This window comes from Bacteroidales bacterium, from assembly GCA_023229505.1.
Classification (GTDB): domain Bacteria; phylum Bacteroidota; class Bacteroidia; order Bacteroidales; family JAGOPY01; genus JAGOPY01.
In genome coordinates, this window is sequence record JALNZD010000030.1 from 20,889 (window position 1) to 41,968 (window position 21,080).

Below are 21,080 nucleotides of genomic sequence, written 5' to 3' on the forward strand. Positions count from 1 at the left end.
ACATTTTGGGTTGAAATTAGTAAAAACTTTTTTTGTTTTGGTGGAGTTTTTCTAATAAGAAGAATAAGTTACACAGCGAAACTTATATTTTAACGGATAAATATCTTTGCAGAAATTAGAACAGAGTGTTTTGATTTATCATCAGCTTCCAAAGTCAATAAATACGCTCCCGCATCAATATTATCAGTCCTTATCGTAAATTCGTTCAACCCTTTGATTATGATAACCGGGGTAGTCTTGAGTACAGCACCCGTAAGGTCAATGATATTGATAAGTCCATCTCCAAGGTATTCAGACCTGAATTTAATCACACAAGCTTCATCACAAGGATTTGGAAATACGGAAAGATTAGAAACAAGCCGGTCTTCTTTAATTCCTGAAGAACCGTAAACCTTAATCTCAACGCTCTTCTGGCTGGAGTAATTTCCATCGGTGACAGTAACCGTATAGGTTGTATTGACCTGTGGGCTTACCACCGGGCTTTTTTCAGTTGAAGAAAATCCGGGCGGATCAGAAGCCCAGGCGAAGGAGTAGGCTTCCGAGCAGCCGAAGACGCTTGTTATCAGCTGGGTAAAGCAGCCCTGGCAAATGCTGTCTTGTTCAGGGTTAATCAGGATATTCAGAACCTGGACATGCAGCATAGTGAGTACATCCAATTCGGGAATTTTCGGGTCATTGCTGCTGATGATCAGGTCGATATAATAATTATCTATCGGGAGGCCTGCTGAATTGAAGTTAAAAATGATTTGGCTTGTATCCCCTGGCTGGATTTGCCCGCTTAGCGGTGCTGCCGTCACCCAGCTTACAGCATTTGGGGAGAAGCTGGCATTATAATTCAAGGCTGAAATAAGCAGAGTCATTACAGCGGCGGTTATTATCTTTCTCATGGTATTTTCCGGTTTTGAAGCGACTAAGATACTATAAAAAAACCCCGCAACCTTTTCTGGCAGCGGGAGTAGAAACAGACGTTTTTTATCATTGCTATAAAACCCTATGCCCTACAGGTAAGAGAAGCCTTTGATTTCAGCAGGTGTGATTAAGTTGATACTTTATTTCAGGTATTGTTCAATTGTTCCACTGTCCCATTTTAATCGCGTCATTCCTTCGTGAAAAGCGAGGTATCTTTTACCTCCTTACTGCCCATCCCCTTAAAAATCTTTATCACCACAAGTGTCAGTGGCACACCGAGGACGGCACCGGGCAAGCCAAGAATGTAACCCCAGAAAAGAAGAGACAGGAATATGGTAAGCAGGGAAATGTTCAGGCTTTCTTTCATGAAGATCGGCCGGAACACGTTCTCCACAAGCGCATTGATCAGCCAGAAACCCCCGGATACAATCAGGGCCTGGGTAACTCCCAGGTCTACAAGGGCCAGCAACGCAGGCGGTATGAAAGAAATGATAAACCCGATATTGGGGACAAAATTCAGCAGGAACGACAGTACAGCCCAGAGAAAGGGAAAGTCCACACCGAGGATCAGCAGAAGGAAAAAATTCAGCACCGCCGTGAGTACCCCGCCAAGAGAGGTAATGTTCACATACATGCGCAAATCCCCACCCATGTCGTGGATCCAGCTCACCGCCATGATTTCGTCTATTTTGCCTTTTTTAATACTGTCACTGTAAGTGACCAGTTCGATAACCATAAAGGCGATCAACAGGGAAATGACAAAAGAAGCACTGATAAAGCCTGTCAGGATGTTCACAATGGCCCTTGCTGCACCGATGATATTCTGTGGACCTATATTCGCCTTCTTCAACAGTTCTGAAATATCCAGGTTATTACTTGCTGCAAAATCCAGGAATTCATGGTAAAAAATTGTCACCTTCTCTTCGTATTTGGGTAAGCTGGCCACTACATCCGAGATGGATTTAGCCAGTAAGGCTGAGAAGCCTAATCCACCAATGAGGATGACCACCAGTGCGATGACTATGGCTAACCATCTCGGCGCCCCTTTTTTGATTAACCAGGTAGGCAGTGGAATGATGCACATCGACAACAGAAGAGCAATCAGGACCTGGTTCAACATTCCAGAAGCTGCTTTCATGCCGGTCAGGATGATCACGACGGCAGCTACCGCGACAAGATTTTGAATGACGGGTTTCATAAAAAAAAAATTTAATTGAAGTGCTAATTTAGGGTTTTTTAATTAAACAAGGCATCAATTGAATTTCAAATTGAATGACATGACTGCGTTGAAACTTATTGTCTGACCTGATAGCGTCGAAAGACCTGTCAGCGTCAAAACTGCATGCCCGACGCTGTCAGGTCCGCCTGCTGCGGACGCTGTCAGGTCACAATGTTAGGCACAATGTTATTTTTCAAAACGTTCCACAACTTATCCTCCGGTACCGGCGCCATGATGTTCATCAGCTCCTGTCTTACCGGATGCACGAACTCTACCAGCCGGGCATGCAGACTAATTGAGCCGTCAGGGTTGGAACGTGGAAAACCGTACTTCAGGTCGCCTTTGATGGGGTAGCCAATTGCAGCAAGCTGCGCCCTGATCTGGTGGTGCCGCCCGGTCAGCAACTCCACTTCCAGCAGGTCGTAACGCTCACAGGATGCAATTTTCCGGTACTTCAGCTCAGCCTTCAGCCTCCCCTCCCCCGGCAGGTCGTGGACGTAGGATTTATTCTGCTGCTCGTTTTTTTTGAGATAATGGGTAAGATGGTTCCAGTCGGCAGTTCGCGGTTCCCAGTCCCCAGTTCCCGGTTCCGGTTTCTCGTTTCTTTGTATTGATTGCGAACTGCGAACTGCGAATTGCGAACTGCGAACTGCCAACTGCGAACTGCGAACTGCGAACCGGGAACTGCGAACTGCCAACAATCGCCCAATACACCTTCCTGATCTCCCGGTTCTTCAGCAACTCATTCATCCTTGCCATCGCCTTGCTGGTCCTTGCAAAGATCACCGCCCCGCTGACCGGCCGGTCCAAACGGTGCACCACGCCCAGGAATACCTCTCCGGGTTTATGGTATTTAGCTTTAATGTATGTTTTCAGAACTTCCGCCATTGGCTCATCACCGGTCTTATCACCCTGCACGATCTCCCCCGGTTGCTTGTTGATGATGAGCAGGTGATTATCTTCATATAGGATGGGCGAGGTCATTAGGTTATTATTAGGTTGTTATTATGGCCTGTAGGGGTCACCGGCCGGTGACCCCTACAGGGGAATCCACCGCCAACTGCCTACTGCCTGCTGCCGACTAATACTGTTCTCTTTCATTCGGAAAATCAGCCGTTTTCACATCAACAATATAAGCCTGGACGGAGCCTTTGATCTCGTCGCTCAGGTTATGATACCGGCGCAGAAAGCGGGGCGAGAATTTCATGTTGATGCCCAGCATGTCATGCAGCACGAGTACCTGTCCGTCGACATGCGGGCCGGCACCGATGCCTATGATTGGGATCCGCACACTTGCGGTCACTTCCATGGCCAGTTTTGCCGGTATCTTTTCGAGTACAATGGCAAAACAACCTGCCCCTTCCAGCAATTCCGCATCACGCTTGAGCTTGGTTGCTTCTGCATTTTCGGTGGCCCTGACGACATAAGTACCGAACTTGTTGATCGACTGCGGGGTGAGGCCCAGATGTCCCATCACCGGTATACCGGCCGACAGGATCCGGTCGATCGACTCGAGGACCTCCTTGCCTCCTTCCATCTTCACCGCGTTGGCGCCCGATTCTTTCATGATGCGGATCGCGGAATTCAGCGCTTCCTTGGAGTTCCCCTGGTAGGTTCCGAATGGCAGGTCGACTACCACCAGTGCCCGCCTGACAGCCCGCATCACCGAAGATGCATGGTAAATCATCTGGTCAAGTGTGATAGGCAGCGTCGTGGTATGTCCGGCCATCACGTTAGAGGCTGAATCACCCACCAGGATCACATCTATGCCGGCCTCATCGAGGAGCGTGGCAAAAGAAAAATCGTAAGCCGTAAGCATAGCGATCTTCTCCCCTTTTAACTTCATCTCCTGCAGGACATGGGTTGTGATCTTTGCATATTTTCTGGAATCGGGTTGCATAATTCTATTTTTTCTGCGTTACAAGATTGCAAAGTTAACAACAATTAATTCGATATAATTGCTAAAATATTGGTGAATAAGCTATTTTTGCACGCTACTTTGATGCTATGAATAATATTCTGAAAATTCGCCCGCGAACCGCGAACCGGGAACTGCGAACTTTTGTATTCCTGCTCCTCTCCATCCTGCTCTTCACCTGGTCGTGTGAAGAAAATTTCGACATCAATGCCCCTTACCAGGATATCACGGTAGTTTTCGGCCTGCTCGATCCGGGCGAAGATACCATCTTCCTCAAGATCAACAAAGCATTCCTGGGCGATGGGAATGTGCTGGAAATGGCCAAAATCGAAGATTCAAGCAGCTATGTCAACGGCCTTCAGGCATCCATCGAAGAATGGGAAAATGGCGACTTTATCAAATCATATCCGCTAGATACTATTACTGTAAAAAACAAGGAACAAGGTTTTTTCTATAACCCATACCAGATCATTTATTACACGCCTTATGAGCCAGCAACATCCCGTGAATACCGGTTAAAAGTGGAAGTCAACAACAAGGAGATCACAGCCGTGACCAACCTGGTCAATGACTTCTCAATACTCAAGCCCACTGCAGGATCAAATTCTATCCAGTTCACAAAGGGAGTTCCCGGGAAAATTGAATGGGAATCCGCTAAGCATGGAAAAAGATATGAAGTGATGATGCGTATTAAGTATAAAGAAGTCTTGCTGAACAGCCCGGATACACTTTACAAATATATCGACTGGGGGATGGGAACCAAGAAATCTGTAAGTGATAAAGGTGGCGAAGAATTGAAAATCGAGTTTAGTAACGAAGGCTTTTACACTTTAATCAGTAATGAGATTCCATATAGTGACCTGGCCATGGAAGCAAACGTCAAAGAGCGGCACACCAATGATGTCGATTTCATCATTGCCGTCGCTGCATTGGATCTCAATACCTACATGGAGGTCAATGAACCTTCGAACAGTATTATACAGGAGCGGCCGGAATACACTAATATCAGCAATGGAATTGGATTATTCTCCAGCCGCTATAAAAAAATTCGGACAAAAAAGATCGGCAACATTACAATCCAAACGATAAAGACCGATCCCCTTACTGCAAACCTTAAATTTATTGATTGATCTTTCCCGGGCCTTCTTTATGACTTTTTGTCACTCGCTGGCAGAAGGTCAAATATGGCATAATCATTGACATCCCAAAGAAAAATTCTTGATTTTTATTTATAACGATTTTATAAATCATTTTTTATGGGAAAGATAATTGGAATAGACCTTGGGACGACAAACTCCTGTGTCTCGGTAATGGAAGGCAATGAACCTGTAGTGATCCCTAACAGCGAAGGACGCAGGACCACCCCTTCTATCGTAGCTTTCACTGATAATAACGAACGGAAAGTTGGCGACCCTGCCAAACGCCAGGCCATCACCAACCCCAAACGAACCGTATATTCGATCAAACGATTCATGGGTGAGACCTTTGACCAGGTCACCACCGAAATAAAAAGGGTCACTTACGAAGTGACGCGCGGCGACAACAACACACCCCGTGTTAAGATTGATGATCGCTTTTATTCCCCGCAGGAAATATCTGCCATGGTATTGCAGAAAATGAAGAAAACAGCCGAGGATTATCTCGGACAGACTGTTACCGAAGCCGTCATCACGGTTCCGGCATATTTCAGCGATTCACAGCGGCAGGCCACCAAAGAGGCCGGCGAAATTGCAGGCCTGAAGGTCCGAAGGATTATCAACGAGCCTACGGCAGCAGCGCTGGCTTATGGGCTCGATAAGAAACACAAGGACATTAAAGTAGCCGTTTTCGATCTTGGTGGCGGTACTTTCGACATTTCCATCCTCGAGTTGGGAGATGGGATTTTCGAGGTGAAATCAACGAACGGCAATACCCACCTTGGTGGTGATGACTTTGACCATACTGTTATTGACTGGTTGGCTGAAGAGTTTAAGAAAGATGAGGGCGTCGATCTGCGGAAAGACCCTATGGCACTTCAGCGTCTGAAGGAAGCTGCCGAAAAGGCTAAAATCGAGCTTTCCAGTTCCACTGAAACTGAGATCAACCTTCCGTACATCATGCCGGTTGACGGTGTGCCAAAGCACCTGGTAAGAAAACTGACCCGCTCCAAATTTGAGCAGCTGATCGATAAATATGTCCAGATGACGATTGAGCCCTGCCGCAAAGCATTAGCAGATGCCGGCCTGGAGGCCTCCGGGATTGATGAGGTTATCCTCGTTGGCGGTTCTACCCGGATACCTGTGATCCAGCAAATTGTTAAAGACTTCTTTGGCAAGGAGCCTTCCAAAGGCGTGAACCCGGATGAGGTCGTCGCAGTAGGAGCAGCTATCCAGGGAGGCGTGCTCACCGGCGAAGTGAAGGATGTGCTTTTGCTGGACGTGACCCCGCTGTCGCTTGGCATTGAAACTTTAGGCAGTGTATTTACCAAATTAATTGAGTCGAATACCACTATTCCGACAAAGAAATCGGAGGTGTTTTCAACTGCTTCCGACACCCAGACATCGGTGGAAATCCATGTTCTGCAGGGCGAACGCCCCATGGCAACCCAGAACAAGAGCATCGGGCGTTTCCATCTCGACGGCATCCCGCCGGCACCACGTGGCATACCACAGATTGAAGTTACCTTCGACATAGACGCCAACGGCATCCTGCATGTCGCGGCAAAAGATAAAGCCACAGGACGTTCCCAGCAGATCCGAATCGAAGCTTCTTCCGGCCTCAACCAGGAAGAAATCGACCGGATGAAACGGGAAGCCCAGGAAAATGCCGAAACCGACAAGAAAGCAAGGGAAAGCGTTGATAAACTCAACGCGGCTGATGCCCTCATCTTCCAGACTGAAAAACAGCTGAAAGAATATGGAGATAAAATTCCGGCTACTGTGAAAGGTGATTTGGAAACGGCACTCGGACAGTTAAAAGAGGCACACAAAAGCCAGGACATTGCTGCTATCGATGCGGCAATGACCAACCTGAACGATAAATGGCAAAAAGCAAGCACCGAGATGTACCAGGGAGCCCAATCTTCACAACAACAACCAGGTGCGCAGCAGGATGAAGGCCCCGGACAGCAGGGTGGCAATAAAAACGACGGTGAAGTGACCGACGTCGATTTCGAAGAAGTTAAATAGAACCCATTTTAGCAGTAAAACAGGTATAATATTACCTTTGTTATATTCGTTTTACTGCTGAATGAAAAACATCTTCCTCATATCATTACTCCTGATGTGCCTGGCTGGCAAAAGCCAGACAGGAGTAGTCAGGCTTGAGTTTGAAGCCGCCATCAACAGTGATATTTATGATTTAATACCCCTGGGCGACCAGGGGTTCCTGGTTTTCTTCGAGACCAGGGATGCAGCTGGTGAAAATAGCAAAAACTGGTTTTTTACCTTTTATAACCCATCTTTCACAGAAGTGTGGAAAGCCAATATTCCGGTTGTTGCTAATGCTTCTTACCAGGATTTCATCCGGAAAGATTCCCTCCTTTATCTCTTTTTCATCAACACCGATAAAGTAAAACCCGGTACTGATAATTTCCAATTGCTCACCCTCGACCTGGCTAATGGATTATCGTATGAAACAAAGGGAAACCTTCCGGCTGAAAGTACTTTTATCAAGTTCTGCATTGCCGGCACCAGGATCTTCCTGGGCCTGAACCTGAAAAATGAACAGGCTGCCATTTATTTCATCGACGTTAAATCCGGCCCGATCTATGAGTTTCGAATAACCTACCCGGATCAGAATTTTATTGAAGATATTATTTACGACCCTTTTCACGGCCAGGTCATGAGTACCGTCAGCAACTACCTCTCCCGCAAGCAAAATAAGATGTATCTGCTCGTCCTGTCTGTTGATGCAGGTTTCATATATGATATGGAAATCTCCGCGGTCATTACCGGTAAATACCTCAATACGGCCAGGATCTATGCGGCTGACAGTGCGCATCAGCTTCTCCTGGGGACATACGGGAGCATCGCTTCAAAGATGCCTTCAGTAAACGAATATTTCGGGATTGAATCGACAGGTGTTTTTGCCACCCGTATCAGCGAAAAGAAACAGGAGTTCATGAATTACTACAATTTCATGGAATTCCATAACCTCAGGGCTGGTGTGAGTGCAAGGGATTTTTACAGGCTCCAGAAAAAAAAGGAACGTGAATCCCCCGAATATTCAATGAATTATGAATTATTGACCCATGATCCGGAATGGCATGACAGCGCGCTGGTCATGATGCTGGAAGCTTTTTACCCTGAATTCCGGACGGTGAGCGACATCTCTTATGATTATTGGGGAAGGCCGGTCACCCATACTTATACTGTTTTTGAAGGTTACCGTTTTTTTAATTCCATTCTTACTGCTTTTAATTTTGACGGGAAACTGGTTTGGGACAACAGCCTGGAAGTCAACGTCGCTCCTACTAATCGATTGGATAAAAAAACGGCTTATTTTTTTGATGGTGAACCGGCCATTTTATTCTACAACGACGGTTCGAAAATATCCTACAGGATCTGCATGGAGAATGCCGAACTGGAGCCATTTACCAAATTGGACCTTGAAACATCCGAATTTGGGGATAAAATCACGGCTGTCGGTCAAAACCGTCTCATCCACTGGTATGATTATTACTTCCTGGCCTATGGATATCATACCATCCGAAATAACCTGCTGACAGAGAAGAACGAAAGAACGGTTTTCTATATCAATAAAATTTCCCTTGAATAGCAAGATTACTCAAAAAGCCTGGTTAACCGGCCGTTTTATTGATTTTTTGCTGCACTCCGGAAATCGTTACCGTGTTCACTCGCCGTATCTGTATACATTGATAGGGGAAGTTATCAGAAGAGATAAACCATCAGGGGATTTTGAACGAATCGAGCAGATCAGGCAGGAGTGTATAATTAGTGATGAAAGCATCCAAAAGACCGATTACGGGGAAAGCGGGAAATATCACCCAGGCAGAATTTATCCGATAGCGGTTCGGAAAATTGCCCTGACTTCCCTTACTCCGCCCAGGAATGCCAGGCGGCTTTACCGCCTGGTCCGGTTCATGAAAGCCAAAAAGATACTGGAAATAGGGACTTCGCTGGGAATCACTACGGCTTACCTCGCACTGGCCAATCCAGATGCCAGGATCACTACCCTCGAGGGTTGCCCGGAGTTGAGCCGCAAAGCAAGAGAGCATTTCAACAGGCTTGGTATTAAAAATGTTGAACTGATGGAAGGACTATTTGAGGAAAATCTGTCGATAGCCCTTGACCGGCTTGGAATGGTTGACCTTGTCTTTATTGATGGCAACCACCATAAGGAAGCCGTGATTGATTATTATGAGCAATGCTTTGATCATTCCGGTAACGAAACGGTTTTAATATTTGACGATATCCATTCCTCTCCCGGGATGGAAGAAGCCTGGGATTTAATAAGGCAGAAAGATGAAGTCAGGGTCAGTCTGGACTTCTTTTCCACCGGCTGGGTAATATTCAGGAAAGAATCCTCGAAGCAGCATTTCAGGCTCAGGTATATCTAAATGTTTCTTACATTTGTTTGATTGAATATGGGAGCGATGAACAATGAAGTAATCCGGTTGGTGGAAATCACCCGCCATTTTAAAGTTGGTTTAGAGATAGTCAAAGCCCTGCGTGGCGTTTCGACAGTAATCCAGAAAAATGAATTTGTAGCCCTGATGGGTGCTTCCGGATCCGGCAAGTCGACATTGATGAACCTCGTAGGTTGCCTGGATACGCCGACTTCAGGTCAGTATTTCCTGAGCGGCAATGATGTGAGCAAACTGAATGACAATGAACTGGCCGAGATCCGGAACAAGGAGATCGGGTTTATTTTTCAGACTTTCAACCTTTTGCCCCGGTCAACCGCCCTGGAGAATGTCATGCTGCCCCTGGTTTATGCCGGTATTGGCAAGGTTGACAGGATAACGAGAGCGACAAAAACACTGGAATCGGTGGGCTTATCCGACCGCATGAATCATAAGCCCAACGAATTATCCGGCGGGCAGCGCCAGCGTGTTTCTACCGCCCGGGCCCTGGTCAACAATCCATCCCTGATCCTGGCTGATGAGCCCACAGGCAACCTCGATTCTAAAACTTCCGATGAAATCATGAGACTGCTGGTGGATATTCACCGGGCCGGGAATACGATCATTGTGGTTACCCATGAGGAGGCGATAGCCCGCTATGCTCATCGCATTATCCGCCTGATCGACGGGATGATTTCTTCTGATGAGAAAAATAAGAATATCTATGTCCAGGATTAAAATATACACCCGTACCGGTGACAAAGGTCAGACTTCACTGATCGGCGGCACCAGGGTGCCAAAATTCCATCCCCGCATCGAAGCTTACGGAACTATAGATGAGCTCAATTCATACATTGGGCTGATCCGGGACCAGGACATCGACATGTATTTCAAGGATATACTGCTGGAAATACAGGACAGGCTTTTCACGGCCGAATCCATCATCGCCTTGGATCCCGCGGCGGAGGCGACAATAAAATTACCTGAATTGAACGATGCCGACATCACTTTTCTTGAGCAGGAAATTGACCACATGAATGAAGTCCTGCCGGAACTGAAATCTTTTATCCTTCCGGGAGGGCACCCCGTGGTTTCTTATTGTCATGTTGCCCGCTGTGTTTGCCGTCGTGCAGAACGTCATACGATCCGCCTTGCCCGATCACAACCCGTAGAAGAAAAGGTCATACAATACCTCAACAGGCTATCCGATTTCCTGTTTGTCCTGGCCCGCCGTTTGGGAAAAGACCTCGGCGCTACTGAAACTGCCTGGAAAGCAAGAACTTAACCTTTATTTTTCAAGTAATAAATTCCTCTTGACTTTTATTTAAAAAAACATATTTTTGCAGGAAATTAAAACCTAATTTTAATGCTATGTACTGGACGTTGGAATTAGCTTCAAAACTGGAAGATGCTCCTTGGCCCTGCACTAAAGAGGAGTTAATCGACTGGTGCATCCGTTCAGGTGCCCCGGCTGAAGTGGTTGAAAATCTTAGAGAACTTGAGGACGAAGGAGATATCTATGAAAGCATCGAGGATATCTGGCCGGATTACCCAACCAAGGAAGATTTTTTCTTCCACGAAGACGAGTATTAAATCAAAGAGTTGATTAAATCTTATAGTGGCTGCCTGTCGAAAGGCAGCCTTTTTTATTTTCTGAAGAAAGTGAAATTCACCTTGCCATAATTCCTGTGCTGGAAGAAATTCGGAATAGTTGAAAAATCTTTACCCTTTGCATGCTCAATGATTAGCCAACCTCCCTCATGAAGAAGCTGCCTGTCAAAAACAATGTTGATCACATCCTCGATCCCCTCCAGTTCATAGGGGGGATCAGCAAAGATAAGGTCGAATTTCTCGCTGCAATGGTTCAGGAAGCCGATCGAGGACGACCTGATGGCTTTCATCCGGTCAAACCTCAGCTGGGTGGCGGTTTCGCTTATGAACCTGATACAACCGGGGTGGATATCGACGGAAATAATTTGTTGGCTGCCCCTGGAAGCAAACTCATATGAAATACTTCCGGTCCCTGCATAAAGGTCCAGGACACGGATATCTTCAAAATAAATATGATTGTCAAGGATATTAAACAGGCTTTCTTTGGCCAGGTCGGTAGTTGGTCTGACCGGCAGGCTGGCCGGCGCCGTAATTTTTCTTCCCCGGTGGGTCCCTTTTATGATCCGCATAGGGCAAGGGCGTATATTTCCTGATAGCGGTGCACAGGCAACTGGTGAAGCAAAGGGCTGTAATCAAAGGAACTGAGGCTATCAGAAAATGAAACCGCGCGTATATATTGCTCCAGCAGACGATGCGAATCAGAATCCACATCAAGCATGCCGGAAATAAATAGTTGCACAGTATCAGGACTTAGTTTTAACTGCTCAAGAGTATAAAGTGTGTAATAAAGCATATCTTCCTTGCCTTGGCAGGAATAAGAATTGAAATAGACGAGACGGGTGCCCTGAAAAGAGATCAGATCAATAAACCGGTCTCTCACATTCAGGAATAAGCATGCCGGTTCAGGGCTGATTTTATGATGGTGATATATAGCCCTGATCAGTACAGAACTACGGTGAAAAATAGCTGCTTCCCCGTAATTAACCTGAAGGACATCCAATAAACCCGGCGGAATTTCATAAACGTTATATGCATCGATTTCCTCTAACCTGTCCGCACTGACCTTCCCATTGCCTGTCAATCCGAAATTAAATTCCAGGTATTTTTTACTGTGGTCTGAATCGAATAAAGGAGCGGGAACCAGCGTATGCGCAGCTGTATCAAGGCCAATAACTACCGAAGAATATTTTTTTTGCAATATTTCCTCTTCCGAAATCAACTGTGAAATATCAGAATAAAAGGCCTCCTGGGTTTTGGGAGATGATGGCAGCCGAAAATCCGCCAATGCAACGAAAATGTTTTTTCCCGTATCGAGGATGCAATATTGCAGGGATTCCTGTCCTATCAGGATGAATAGTTTGCTGAAATATGCGGAAATGCGGCCGGATTCCGGGTCGAAATAACGGTCAGGCGACATGAAAGCATTCATTTCGGGCAGGGTATGCCGGCGGAACCATTTCCGTCAGTTAATCTCAAAGGTAATGATTATTCCCAATTCCCGTCAGTCGATGGTTCTTCCATCGATCCCACCTTCAATCCCGGGTAGCGATCGACATCTTCTTTTGATTTGGTAAGGTTGATGACTAATTGTCTGTCAAGGCCTCTCATGTAATTTGAATAAGGCGCTTTGATTTCATAGACCCCGACCTTAATACCCCCCCTGTCGATTTCGCCGGCGGCCAGATCAAATGTTATTCCATCCGAGAAAGGTATATATTTAAGGGAATCAAGATTGAAATTTGGCCTTTTGCTGAATAAAGAGTCTGCCACTTTCACATATCCAAGGGTATCGCTGATGGTTTTGCTGAAAGTCGTATCATTAGGGTCCGGGATCATTTTCACCATTGGTATTTCCCCGGTTTTCAGAAAATTGATCAGGGTTTCGAAACTGGCAGCGTATTTATTATGTTCTCTTTTATAAAATTGCTGGACGGTCCTCAGATCGATCAACCGTGCGATGACTTTTGCCTCCCTTTCGGCGGTGGCTTTATTAAACCTGACAGGCCGCATAATGCTTTCATAAATCATATACGCCAGAACAACAATGATGATGGAAAGAACCACCTTGATAATTGTATATTTCAGATTCATAAGATTTGGTTTTATTGCAAGGCAAATGTAAAAATATTTTTTTATCTGTCCCCGGATTTTTGTATATTTAGTACCGAAAACTTATAAAACCAGGCAGATCATCAATAATCCTGATGTTTCCCGTTTCTGTATCTATTTGGCAGTAAATATGCTGCAGGCCATTGGTAAGCATCAGAAAGCCAACTTTCATCGTGAAGTTATATCGGACAGCCTGGTCAAGGACATTTTGCGTGACAGCCACCGATGGTGATTTACATTCTACAACAAGCAGTGCCTGCCCGTTCCGGCCGAAGACGGCTATATCAAACCGTTTCCGGGTCTTATACAAACGGATCTCCGATTCTACACTGATCAATGATAAAGGGACCTGCTTTTCCTGTTTCAGGTATTGAATCACATGCTGCCTGACCCATTCTTCCGGTGTCAGGGCCACATATTTTTTTCTGACAAGATCGAAAATGACAGGCTTTCCATCATGATCTTTTATGGTGAATGTATAATCCGGGAAATTAAGTTTGATCATTTGCAGATAATATCAGTGTGAGTTCCTTGATTGGGACGGACAAATATAAAAAAAACGGCCTTCAGATTTTTATAATGGTTTTTGAGTTGTCCACCAGACTTTGTGCGAAAAAGCTAAATTTGCAGAAAAAACCAGGAATGAAAACCAAAGAGGATATTGTCAGGAACTGGTTGCCAAGGTACACCGGAAAGGCGTTAAAAGATTTCGGAAAGTATATCCTGTTGACCAACTTTGATCATTATGTCGATTTGTTTGCCGCCTGGCACCAGATCCCTGTCATCGGTAAAGACCGTCCGATGCCCAATGCCACGGCAAATGACATTACGATCATCAATTTCGGCATGGGGAGTTCCAATGCAGCAACAATCATGGATTTACTGGGGGCTGTTGAGCCCAGGGCAGCACTTTTCCTGGGCAAATGCGGTGGGTTGAAAAAAAAGAATGAGATTGGTGACCTGATCCTGCCTATCGCAGCTATACGCGGCGATGGTACTTCCGATGACTATTTCCCGCCCGAGGTGCCGGCATTACCTGCTTTTAACTTGCAAAAGGCGGTTTCCACTACCATCCGCGATCATAACCATGACTACTGGACCGGAACCGTTTACACTACCAACAGGCGGGTGTGGGAATATGATGAAGACTTCAAGGAGCATCTCCGCAAAATGCGCTGCATGGCCATCGATATGGAAACTGCAACACTCTTTATTGTTGGTTTTGCCAACGGTATCCCATCCGGCGCGCTTCTGCTGGTAAGCGACCAGCCCATGATCCCTGACGGTATCAAAACTGAAGAGATAGACCGGCAAGTCAACCGTGACCATGTGGAAGATCACCTCCGGATCGGGATCGACTCCCTGAACCAACTTATCAATGACGGCCTTACAGTAAAACACCTTCGTTTTTAATATCTTCTATGACTTTTGAACAGATTATCGGCGACATAAAACGGAAAATTTATCACCCTATTTATTTACTTCATGGGGAAGAGCCGTATTTCATTGATGTCATCACCGGGTTGATCGAGGAAAGTGTCCTCACCGATGCGGAAAAAGAATTCAACCAGACCGTGGTATATGGCCGTGAAACCGATCCGGGGGCGATCATCGATATGGCCAGGCGTTTTCCAATGATGGCTAATTACCAGGTGGTCATTGTCAGGGAAGCCCAGGATATCGAAAAAATTGAAAACCTGCAACCTTACGTGGAGAAGCCACAGCCATCGACTATCCTGGTCATCGCCCATAAATATAGAAAAATCGACCAGCGGAAAAGTTTTGCGAAAAGCGTCGAGAATGCCGGCGTGTTGTTTGAATCGGCAAGGATTTACGAGTACAAGGTGCCAGGCTGGATCAATGAGCAGATCGTGGAAAAAGGGTATTCCATCAAGCCGGAAGGCTGCCAGCTGCTCGCCGAGTACCTTGGCAATGACCTTGGCCGGATCAGCAACGAGCTGGAGAAGCTGCTCATCAACCTTCCGGCAGGAAGTGCCATCGACGCAGCGCTCATTGAACGGAACATCGGTATCAGCAAGGATTATAATATTTTTGAACTTCAGAACGCTCTTGGCGTCAAAGATGTGGCAAAAGCCAACCGGATCATCAACTATTTTGCTGCCAATACCAAGCAAAACCCCATGATCGTAGTCCTGACTGTGCTGTTTGGCTTCTTCATGAAACTGATGATCTACCACCAGCTTAAAGATAAATCGAAGAACAATGCCGCTTCGGTGCTTTCCGTGAATCCGTTTTTCGTAAAGGATTACGCCTTGGCTGCACAGAACTATTCATTCAGGCGTCTTCGTGCCATCATCGGCTTACTCCGTGAATATGACCTTCGTTTAAAAGGGATGAACAACGGTTCAACCGAAGAAAGTGAATTACTCCGGGAACTTGTTTACAAAATTCTGCACTGATGATTTTTACTTGAAAAGTCTTTCTACTTCCTCCTTGTATTTGTCGAGGATATAGGACCTCTTCAGCTTGAGGTTGGCGGTCAGCTCACCGGTTTCAAGGCTCCATTCATGGTCGATCAGCTCAAAATTCTGGATTTGTTCTGTATTTCCGAAGAATTTATTAAAATGACCGATTTCTTTTCTGAAACGCTTTTTGACGATGGGGTTTTTGATCATTTCCTTATCGGAGGAATATTCGATGCTTTTGTGTTCGCACCAGGAGCGGAGGTGGTTAAAATCAGGCACCACGAGGGCAGCGGCATATTTCTGATTTTCGCCCAGGATTATGATGCCGTCGATAAAATGTGATTCTTTGAATTTATTTTCAAGTAATTGGGGGCTGATATATTTGCCGAGTGAAGTCTTGAATATCTCTTTCTTTCGCCCGGTGATGCGCAGGTGGCCTTCAGGTTCCAGTTTTCCCACATCGCCGGTATGGAACCAGCCGTCAGGTTCAATAGCCTGGGATGTCATTTCAGCGTCCTTAAAATAACCCATCATGATGTTGGATCCTTTGGCAAGGATCTCTCCATCAGTAGCTATTTTGACATCGACATTACTCAGGGGTTTTCCCACTGTACCGAACATCCTTCCACCCTTTTCCAGTGTGTTGACTGCAATGACCGGTGAGGTTTCGGTGAGGCCATAACCTTCGAGGATGGGGATACCGGCAGCGGTAAAGATTTTAGCCAGCCTGGGCTGAAGGGCAGCGCCGCCGGATACGATTACCCTTACATTTCCTCCCAGCGCTTCGCGCCATTTAGTAAAAACGAGCCTATCCGCAAGCCTTAGCTGGGCCAGGTAGAGCCAGCTTTTGCCTTCGAGTTCATAATGGTTGGCTAAAGTGACTGCCCAGAAAAAAACACCTTTTTTAAAGCCTTTAAGCTGGCTTCCTTTAGCAATGATCTTGTCGTACACTTTCTCAAGGAGCCGCGGAACGGTAGTAAATATCTCAGGTTTGACCTCCCTGATGTTGTCGGCGATTGTTCCCATGTTCTCAGCGTAATAAATAGACATACCCAGGTAATGATAGGTGTAAATGTCCATCCTTTCATAAACGTGGCAGAGAGGGAGATAGCTGATACCTTTGCAACTTTCATCGACAGGGAAAATATGCTTCACCCCCATCACATTACTGAGGATATTCTGATGGGTCAGCATTACCCCTTTAGGGAAACCGGTCGTGCCGGAAGTATAAATCAGTGTTGCCAGGTCTTTGGGGGTTATGGCAGCTTTTAGCAATTCAACTTTATCCGGTTGGGGATTTGACCTGCCCAATTCGATCAGTTCGTCCAGAAGCTTCACCCCATCTATTGGTTTAAAGGTGAATATTCCCTGTATAGCAGGAATTTCAAGCAAGATATGCTCGATCTTGCGCATAATTTCCTTACCGGAAATAAATACGAACTTAACCTCTGAGTGGGCCAGGATGTACTTGTAATCAGATTCGCTGATAGTGGGATAGATCGGGACATGCACTGCGCCGATCTGCAAGATGCCCATATCGAGAAAGTTCCATTCAGGCCTGTTATTGGAGATCGTCGCGATTTTATCTCCCGGTTTGATCCCCAGGTAAAGTAATCCGTAGCTGATATTGGTGGCGGCTTCGATATACTGGTCGATGGAATATTTTACCCAAATTCCGCCTTCTTTTCCGGCAAGCACATCATCTTTCGGCTTGAAACTGTTTTTATAATAAGGAAGAAGATCAAAAAGCCTGGTAACTTCCATGTAATTTGGTTTGGAATCCTAAAAGCGTGCAAATATAATTAATTTATTTCTATATAGGATTTTAGATATGACTCGCCTGAAACGAGGCTTAAAAGTAATAAATGTTGAAATTAAAAAAACAAGAAAAAATCAGATTTTATGAAACGTTGTTACATTAGCCTGGGCCTGTGGCATTACCAGGATATCATTGACATTGACCCGCGCCGGAAGGGTGGAGATGAAATGGATGATCTCTGCGACATCCCCGCCCTGTAATGGCTCATAGCCTGAGTAAATCTGCTTTGCCCTTTCCATGTCTCCCTTAAATCTGACGTTTGAAAATTCTGTTTCAACAGCGCCTGGACAGATTTGGGTTACCTTGATACCATATTGTAAAAGATCGATGCGCATTCCTTTGGTCAGGGCATCTACCGCGTGCTTGGTTGCGGAATAAACACTGCCTTTAGCATAGACTTCTTTGCCGGCGATGGAACCAATGTTGAAAATATGGCCGCTCCCCTGCCTTATCATCCAGGGTATTATTTTCCTGGAAACATAGAGCAATCCTTTAATATTCGTATCAATCATGTTGTCCCAGTCGTCAGTGCTGGCCAGGTTGACGGGATCGAGACCGGCAGCCAGCCCGGCATTGTTTACGAGGATATCAATTTTTTTCCAATCCTCCGGAAGGCTGTCAAGGCTATTTTCTACCGCTGCTTTTTTCCTGACATCAAATGAAAGGGGATAAACCTCTGCCATGTATTTTCCCTTAAGCTCTGCTGCAATAATGGTCAGCAGTTCCTTTCTCCGGCCTGTAAGGATCAGCCTGTATTTTTCTTCAGCAAACCGGAAGGCGGTGGCTTTGCCGATCCCTGCTGTGGCTCCTGTGATAAGAATGGTTTTGGTCATGGTGTTTCTGTTTTATTTATTTCCGTGAGATAATGCTGAAACCAGCCGACCATCTCCCTTGTGGTTTCTTCATAATACTCTCCTTTTGCCCCGTAGCTATTCCCGTGCATCATTCCTTCATATATAATCAATTTGGAGATGACCTGGTTTTCCTGCAGGGCTGCGTACATTTTTTCAGATTGCCAGAGCTGGACGACAAAATCCTTATCCCCATGAATGAGCAGCGTTGGCGGATCATCGGGGCTGGCAAAGCCGACCGGGGAGACACTGGCTGCCAGTGTTGAGTCAAAGTCCAAAGCCGGGATCATGGCTTTCATAAAATCAGGGATGATCCTAAGGTCAGCCGGCGGGAAAAAAGCCACGATGGCGCTGACAGGGTGTTTATCCCCGGAAAGGCCCGCCATCAGGGCCAGTTGGCCTCCCGAGCTGCCCCCGAAAATACCTAAGCGGGCAGAATCAACGTTAAATTTCTCTGCGTTGTCATGGATATTCCATGCCCCGAGAATGATATCGTCGACCGTCTCAGGCAGCTTAAACTGCGGGCTGCTGCCATGCCGCAAGGCATAAACGGTGAAACCCGCATCAAGAAACGGCTTGTAATTCACCACCACGGAATCGGGCGGATTGTAGCGGGAATTCCAGCCACCGCTAACGATATGGATGATCCCGGCCCCATTGGCCGATTCCACGGGCTGGAAAACATCGTAGGTAAGCGCCATGCCTGCTTTATGCCCGTAAACGACATCGGGATAGACCCGGTAGTCCTTCTGGGCATTTATAAAAATCGGTAAAAGAATAAATACGAGATATATCAACCGGTTTATTATCATCTTTTGATTTAGTTTTCTATCAAACAATCCGGCATGCTAAAAGTTTAATTACTTACGGAATTTCAAGGGAAGCAGGACCGGGGTCCTGGATTTATAGTCACGATAATCCGGTCTTTTTTCAAGATGACGCTTTTCGATCATGGGTATACTGGCAAAGAAGAACATCAGGGTGATGGCAACCGGTCCGAGCAGAATCCACCAATTTTCACACCCTGCAGCAATAGCAAACATAGCCAGTCCCCACCAGGTAGATATCTCACCGAAATAATTCGGGTGGCGGCTATAATTCCATAGCCCGGTAGTAATGATCTTTCCTTTATTGACCGGCTTATTGCGAAATCTTCGTAATTGTTCATCGGCAATAAATGCATACAATACTGATCCAAACAGCACGATCGCTGCAAAAATATCCCATCCGTTCAGCGGATTACCACGGCTGGAAAAAACCGGCAACATGGCCATGCATCCCAGGTAAACCATGATGGTAGGGAAAAGATGGATGGCAAGGAAACTGATTAGCCAGTATGTTTTTCCGAATTTCTTCCTGAAACCGACATACCGCCAGTCTTCATGGCTGAATCCGGGCCAGTCGCGGTAAAAGTTCGAAGTCAGCCGGAGGCCATAAAGAAAAATTCCGGTCATCACCATCGATTGCCGCAAGTTCAGGCTTTCCATATTGAAAATGAAGAAATAAGCCATGGCAATCACAAACGGCTTGACGCTCCAGTATGGGTCATAAGCCGAGGAATTATTCAAAGCAAGAGAGAAGATAAAGACCACTAAAGTGGCCGAAAAGTCAGCTGCCGCTATCATGATCAGAGGATGGAATTGAGAGAAAAGCCTGGCAGTTATCACGGCTGAAAATATTGCCAGAACATAGATAAACAGGCTAAGCCAGATGCTCCCCGTGCGGTTGAGGGTCGTTTTTATCATCATGGGACGAAGATAGGAAAAGTTCAGAATCTCTTCGTATATCCATGGCAATATGGCAAAGTTCCTTTGTGCTCGTAATAATCCTGGTGGTAGTCTTCTGCCGGCCAGAAGGTTGTGGCTTTCGTGACTTTTGTGGCCACTTTAAAACCTTTGATTTTTAAAATCAAGATAAGATTTTCAGCCACTTTTTTCTGCTCATCGTTCAGATAAAATATTTCAGACCGGTACTGGTTTCCGATATCGGGGCCTTGTCCATTGATTTGGGTAGGGTCATGTATTTCAAAAAACAGTTTGGTAAGTTCTTCATACGTAACCTGCGACAAGTCGAAAACTACTTCTACCGCTTCGGCATGGCCCGTGTTGTTATAACAGACTTCCTTATAGGTAGGATTATCGGAATGTCCCCCGATATAGCCTGAGGTAACTGAAATAACGCCTTTCTTCTGCTGCATAAAGTATTCGACGCCCCAAAAACATCCCCCGGCATAAATCGCTTTTTCTTTTTTTACTTCGATATTTTGCTGAGAAGGAATGAAATTCATAGAAATCGAATTCACGCAGTGACGGGTATTTTTATCAGTAAAGCTCTCACCGGTGAACACATGGCCAAGGTGTGCACCGCAATTGGCACAGACGATTTCGGTGCGCATTCCGTCGGGATCAGGGATGCGTCTTACAGCGCCTTTGATCTCATCGTCAAAACCTGGCCAGCCGCAATGGGAATCGAATTTATCTTCGGATTTATAAAGGGGTGCATCACATTGCTTGCAGGTGTATGTGCCTGCTTCCTTGTTGTTCACGTATTTACCCGTCCCGGGCATTTCAGTACCTTTCCCGAGGATAACTCTCTCTTCTTCAGGTGTAAGTTTGTTGTAATTCATTATATTCTGGGCTAAATTCATCAGCG

At 45.9% G+C, this 21,080-nt stretch carries 21 protein-coding genes and 2 pseudogenes; 9 read left to right on the plus strand and 14 right to left on the minus strand.

From position 1 onward, the window contains the following. Positions 1–89: 89 nt before the first annotated feature. The 5 genes and pseudogenes from M0Q51_11230 to panB all read right to left on the minus strand — a co-directional run bounded on the left by M0Q51_11230 (position 90) and on the right by panB (position 4,028). On the minus strand, positions 90–887 hold the full coding sequence (locus tag M0Q51_11230) for a T9SS type A sorting domain-containing protein (protein MCK9400550.1): 798 nt from the start codon (positions 885–887) through the stop codon (positions 90–92). A gap of 209 nt (positions 888–1,096) precedes the next feature. Beyond that, positions 1,097–2,107, minus strand: a complete 1,011-nt coding sequence (locus M0Q51_11235) for an AI-2E family transporter (protein ID MCK9400551.1) — start codon at positions 2,105–2,107, stop codon at positions 1,097–1,099. 182 nt (positions 2,108–2,289) lie between these two features. Then, a pseudogene (locus M0Q51_11240) lies at positions 2,290–2,670 on the minus strand (pseudouridine synthase). Between the two features lie 154 nt (positions 2,671–2,824). After that, positions 2,825–3,112, minus strand: a pseudogene (locus M0Q51_11245) (pseudouridine synthase). 97 nt (positions 3,113–3,209) lie between these two features. Next, on the minus strand, positions 3,210–4,028 hold the full coding sequence (gene panB / locus M0Q51_11250; protein MCK9400552.1) for a 3-methyl-2-oxobutanoate hydroxymethyltransferase: 819 nt from the start codon (positions 4,026–4,028) through the stop codon (positions 3,210–3,212). 107 nt (positions 4,029–4,135) lie between these two features. Here panB and M0Q51_11255 point away from each other — a divergent pair, with 107 nt between their 5' ends. The 7 genes from M0Q51_11255 (at position 4,136) to M0Q51_11285 (ending at position 11,205) form a co-directional block, all read left to right on the plus strand. Then, positions 4,136–5,176, plus strand: a complete 1,041-nt coding sequence (locus tag M0Q51_11255; GenBank protein MCK9400553.1) for a hypothetical protein — start codon at positions 4,136–4,138, stop codon at positions 5,174–5,176. Positions 5,177–5,302: 126 nt separating this feature from the next. Further along, complete coding sequence (dnaK, locus tag M0Q51_11260) at positions 5,303–7,213, plus strand: molecular chaperone DnaK (GenBank protein ID MCK9400554.1); 1,911 nt, start codon at positions 5,303–5,305, stop codon at positions 7,211–7,213. Positions 7,214–7,274: 61 nt separating this feature from the next. After that, positions 7,275–8,804, plus strand: coding sequence for a hypothetical protein (locus M0Q51_11265; GenBank protein ID MCK9400555.1), 1,530 nt, complete (start codon positions 7,275–7,277; stop codon positions 8,802–8,804). Beyond that, positions 8,797–9,606: a class I SAM-dependent methyltransferase gene (locus tag M0Q51_11270; protein MCK9400556.1), complete on the plus strand. Its 810-nt coding sequence runs from the start codon at positions 8,797–8,799 to the stop codon at positions 9,604–9,606. The genes M0Q51_11265 and M0Q51_11270 overlap by 8 nt, the downstream gene beginning before the upstream one ends. A 36-nt stretch (positions 9,607–9,642) precedes the next feature. Then, positions 9,643–10,350 carry an ABC transporter ATP-binding protein gene (locus tag M0Q51_11275; GenBank protein ID MCK9400557.1) on the plus strand — a complete coding sequence of 236 codons (708 nt, stop codon included), beginning with the start codon at positions 9,643–9,645 and terminating at the stop codon, positions 10,348–10,350. Beyond that, a complete protein-coding gene (locus M0Q51_11280) occupies positions 10,337–10,897 on the plus strand; it encodes a cob(I)yrinic acid a,c-diamide adenosyltransferase (GenBank protein ID MCK9400558.1) in 561 nt (186 codons plus the stop codon). Before M0Q51_11275 ends, M0Q51_11280 begins: the two co-directional genes overlap by 14 nt. A gap of 86 nt (positions 10,898–10,983) precedes the next feature. Further along, positions 10,984–11,205: a DUF2795 domain-containing protein gene (locus M0Q51_11285; GenBank protein MCK9400559.1), complete on the plus strand. Its 222-nt coding sequence runs from the start codon at positions 10,984–10,986 to the stop codon at positions 11,203–11,205. Between the two features lie 53 nt (positions 11,206–11,258). Here the strand turns inward: M0Q51_11285 and M0Q51_11290 are convergent, their stop codons facing one another. From M0Q51_11290 to M0Q51_11305, 4 genes are all read right to left on the minus strand, one after another. Continuing rightward, positions 11,259–11,792: an RsmD family RNA methyltransferase gene (locus M0Q51_11290; GenBank protein ID MCK9400560.1), complete on the minus strand. Its 534-nt coding sequence runs from the start codon at positions 11,790–11,792 to the stop codon at positions 11,259–11,261. Beyond that, positions 11,780–12,652 carry a DUF3822 family protein gene (locus M0Q51_11295; protein ID MCK9400561.1) on the minus strand — a complete coding sequence of 291 codons (873 nt, stop codon included), beginning with the start codon at positions 12,650–12,652 and terminating at the stop codon, positions 11,780–11,782. The genes M0Q51_11290 and M0Q51_11295 overlap by 13 nt, the downstream gene beginning before the upstream one ends. Positions 12,653–12,708: 56 nt before the next feature. Then, entirely contained in the window at positions 12,709–13,314 is a 606-nt protein-coding gene (locus tag M0Q51_11300; protein MCK9400562.1) for a SurA N-terminal domain-containing protein, read from the minus strand. A 67-nt stretch (positions 13,315–13,381) separates the two neighbouring features. Continuing rightward, complete coding sequence (locus tag M0Q51_11305) at positions 13,382–13,837, minus strand: type I restriction enzyme HsdR N-terminal domain-containing protein (protein ID MCK9400563.1); 456 nt, start codon at positions 13,835–13,837, stop codon at positions 13,382–13,384. Between the two features lie 137 nt (positions 13,838–13,974). Between M0Q51_11305 and M0Q51_11310 the strand changes: the two genes are divergently transcribed. Together M0Q51_11310 and holA are read left to right on the plus strand one after the other, a co-directional pair. Then, on the plus strand, positions 13,975–14,745 hold the full coding sequence (locus M0Q51_11310) for an AMP nucleosidase (GenBank protein ID MCK9400564.1): 771 nt from the start codon (positions 13,975–13,977) through the stop codon (positions 14,743–14,745). An 8-nt stretch (positions 14,746–14,753) separates the two neighbouring features. Then, the gene (gene holA / locus M0Q51_11315; protein MCK9400565.1) at positions 14,754–15,752 is read left to right on the plus strand and encodes a DNA polymerase III subunit delta; all 999 of its coding nucleotides are present in this window, start codon (positions 14,754–14,756) and stop codon (positions 15,750–15,752) included. Between the two features lie 6 nt (positions 15,753–15,758). Here holA and M0Q51_11320 read toward each other — a convergent pair whose 3' ends face one another. The 5 genes from M0Q51_11320 to M0Q51_11340 form a co-directional block, all read right to left on the minus strand. Then, positions 15,759–17,522 (minus strand): long-chain fatty acid--CoA ligase, encoded by a 1,764-nt coding sequence (locus M0Q51_11320; GenBank protein ID MCK9400566.1) that lies wholly within the window; start codon positions 17,520–17,522, stop codon positions 15,759–15,761. A gap of 129 nt (positions 17,523–17,651) precedes the next feature. Next, positions 17,652–18,410 (minus strand): SDR family NAD(P)-dependent oxidoreductase, encoded by a 759-nt coding sequence (locus M0Q51_11325; GenBank protein ID MCK9400567.1) that lies wholly within the window; start codon positions 18,408–18,410, stop codon positions 17,652–17,654. After that, entirely contained in the window at positions 18,407–19,240 is an 834-nt protein-coding gene (locus tag M0Q51_11330; GenBank protein ID MCK9400568.1) for a S9 family peptidase, read from the minus strand. The genes M0Q51_11325 and M0Q51_11330 overlap by 4 nt, the downstream gene beginning before the upstream one ends. Positions 19,241–19,288: 48 nt before the next feature. Then, positions 19,289–20,224: a DUF1295 domain-containing protein gene (locus M0Q51_11335; protein MCK9400569.1), complete on the minus strand. Its 936-nt coding sequence runs from the start codon at positions 20,222–20,224 to the stop codon at positions 19,289–19,291. Further along, positions 20,197–21,075 carry a bifunctional methionine sulfoxide reductase B/A protein gene (locus M0Q51_11340; protein ID MCK9400570.1) on the minus strand — a complete coding sequence of 293 codons (879 nt, stop codon included), beginning with the start codon at positions 21,073–21,075 and terminating at the stop codon, positions 20,197–20,199. Before M0Q51_11340 ends, M0Q51_11335 begins: the two co-directional genes overlap by 28 nt. Between the last annotated feature and the right edge of the window lie 5 nt (positions 21,076–21,080).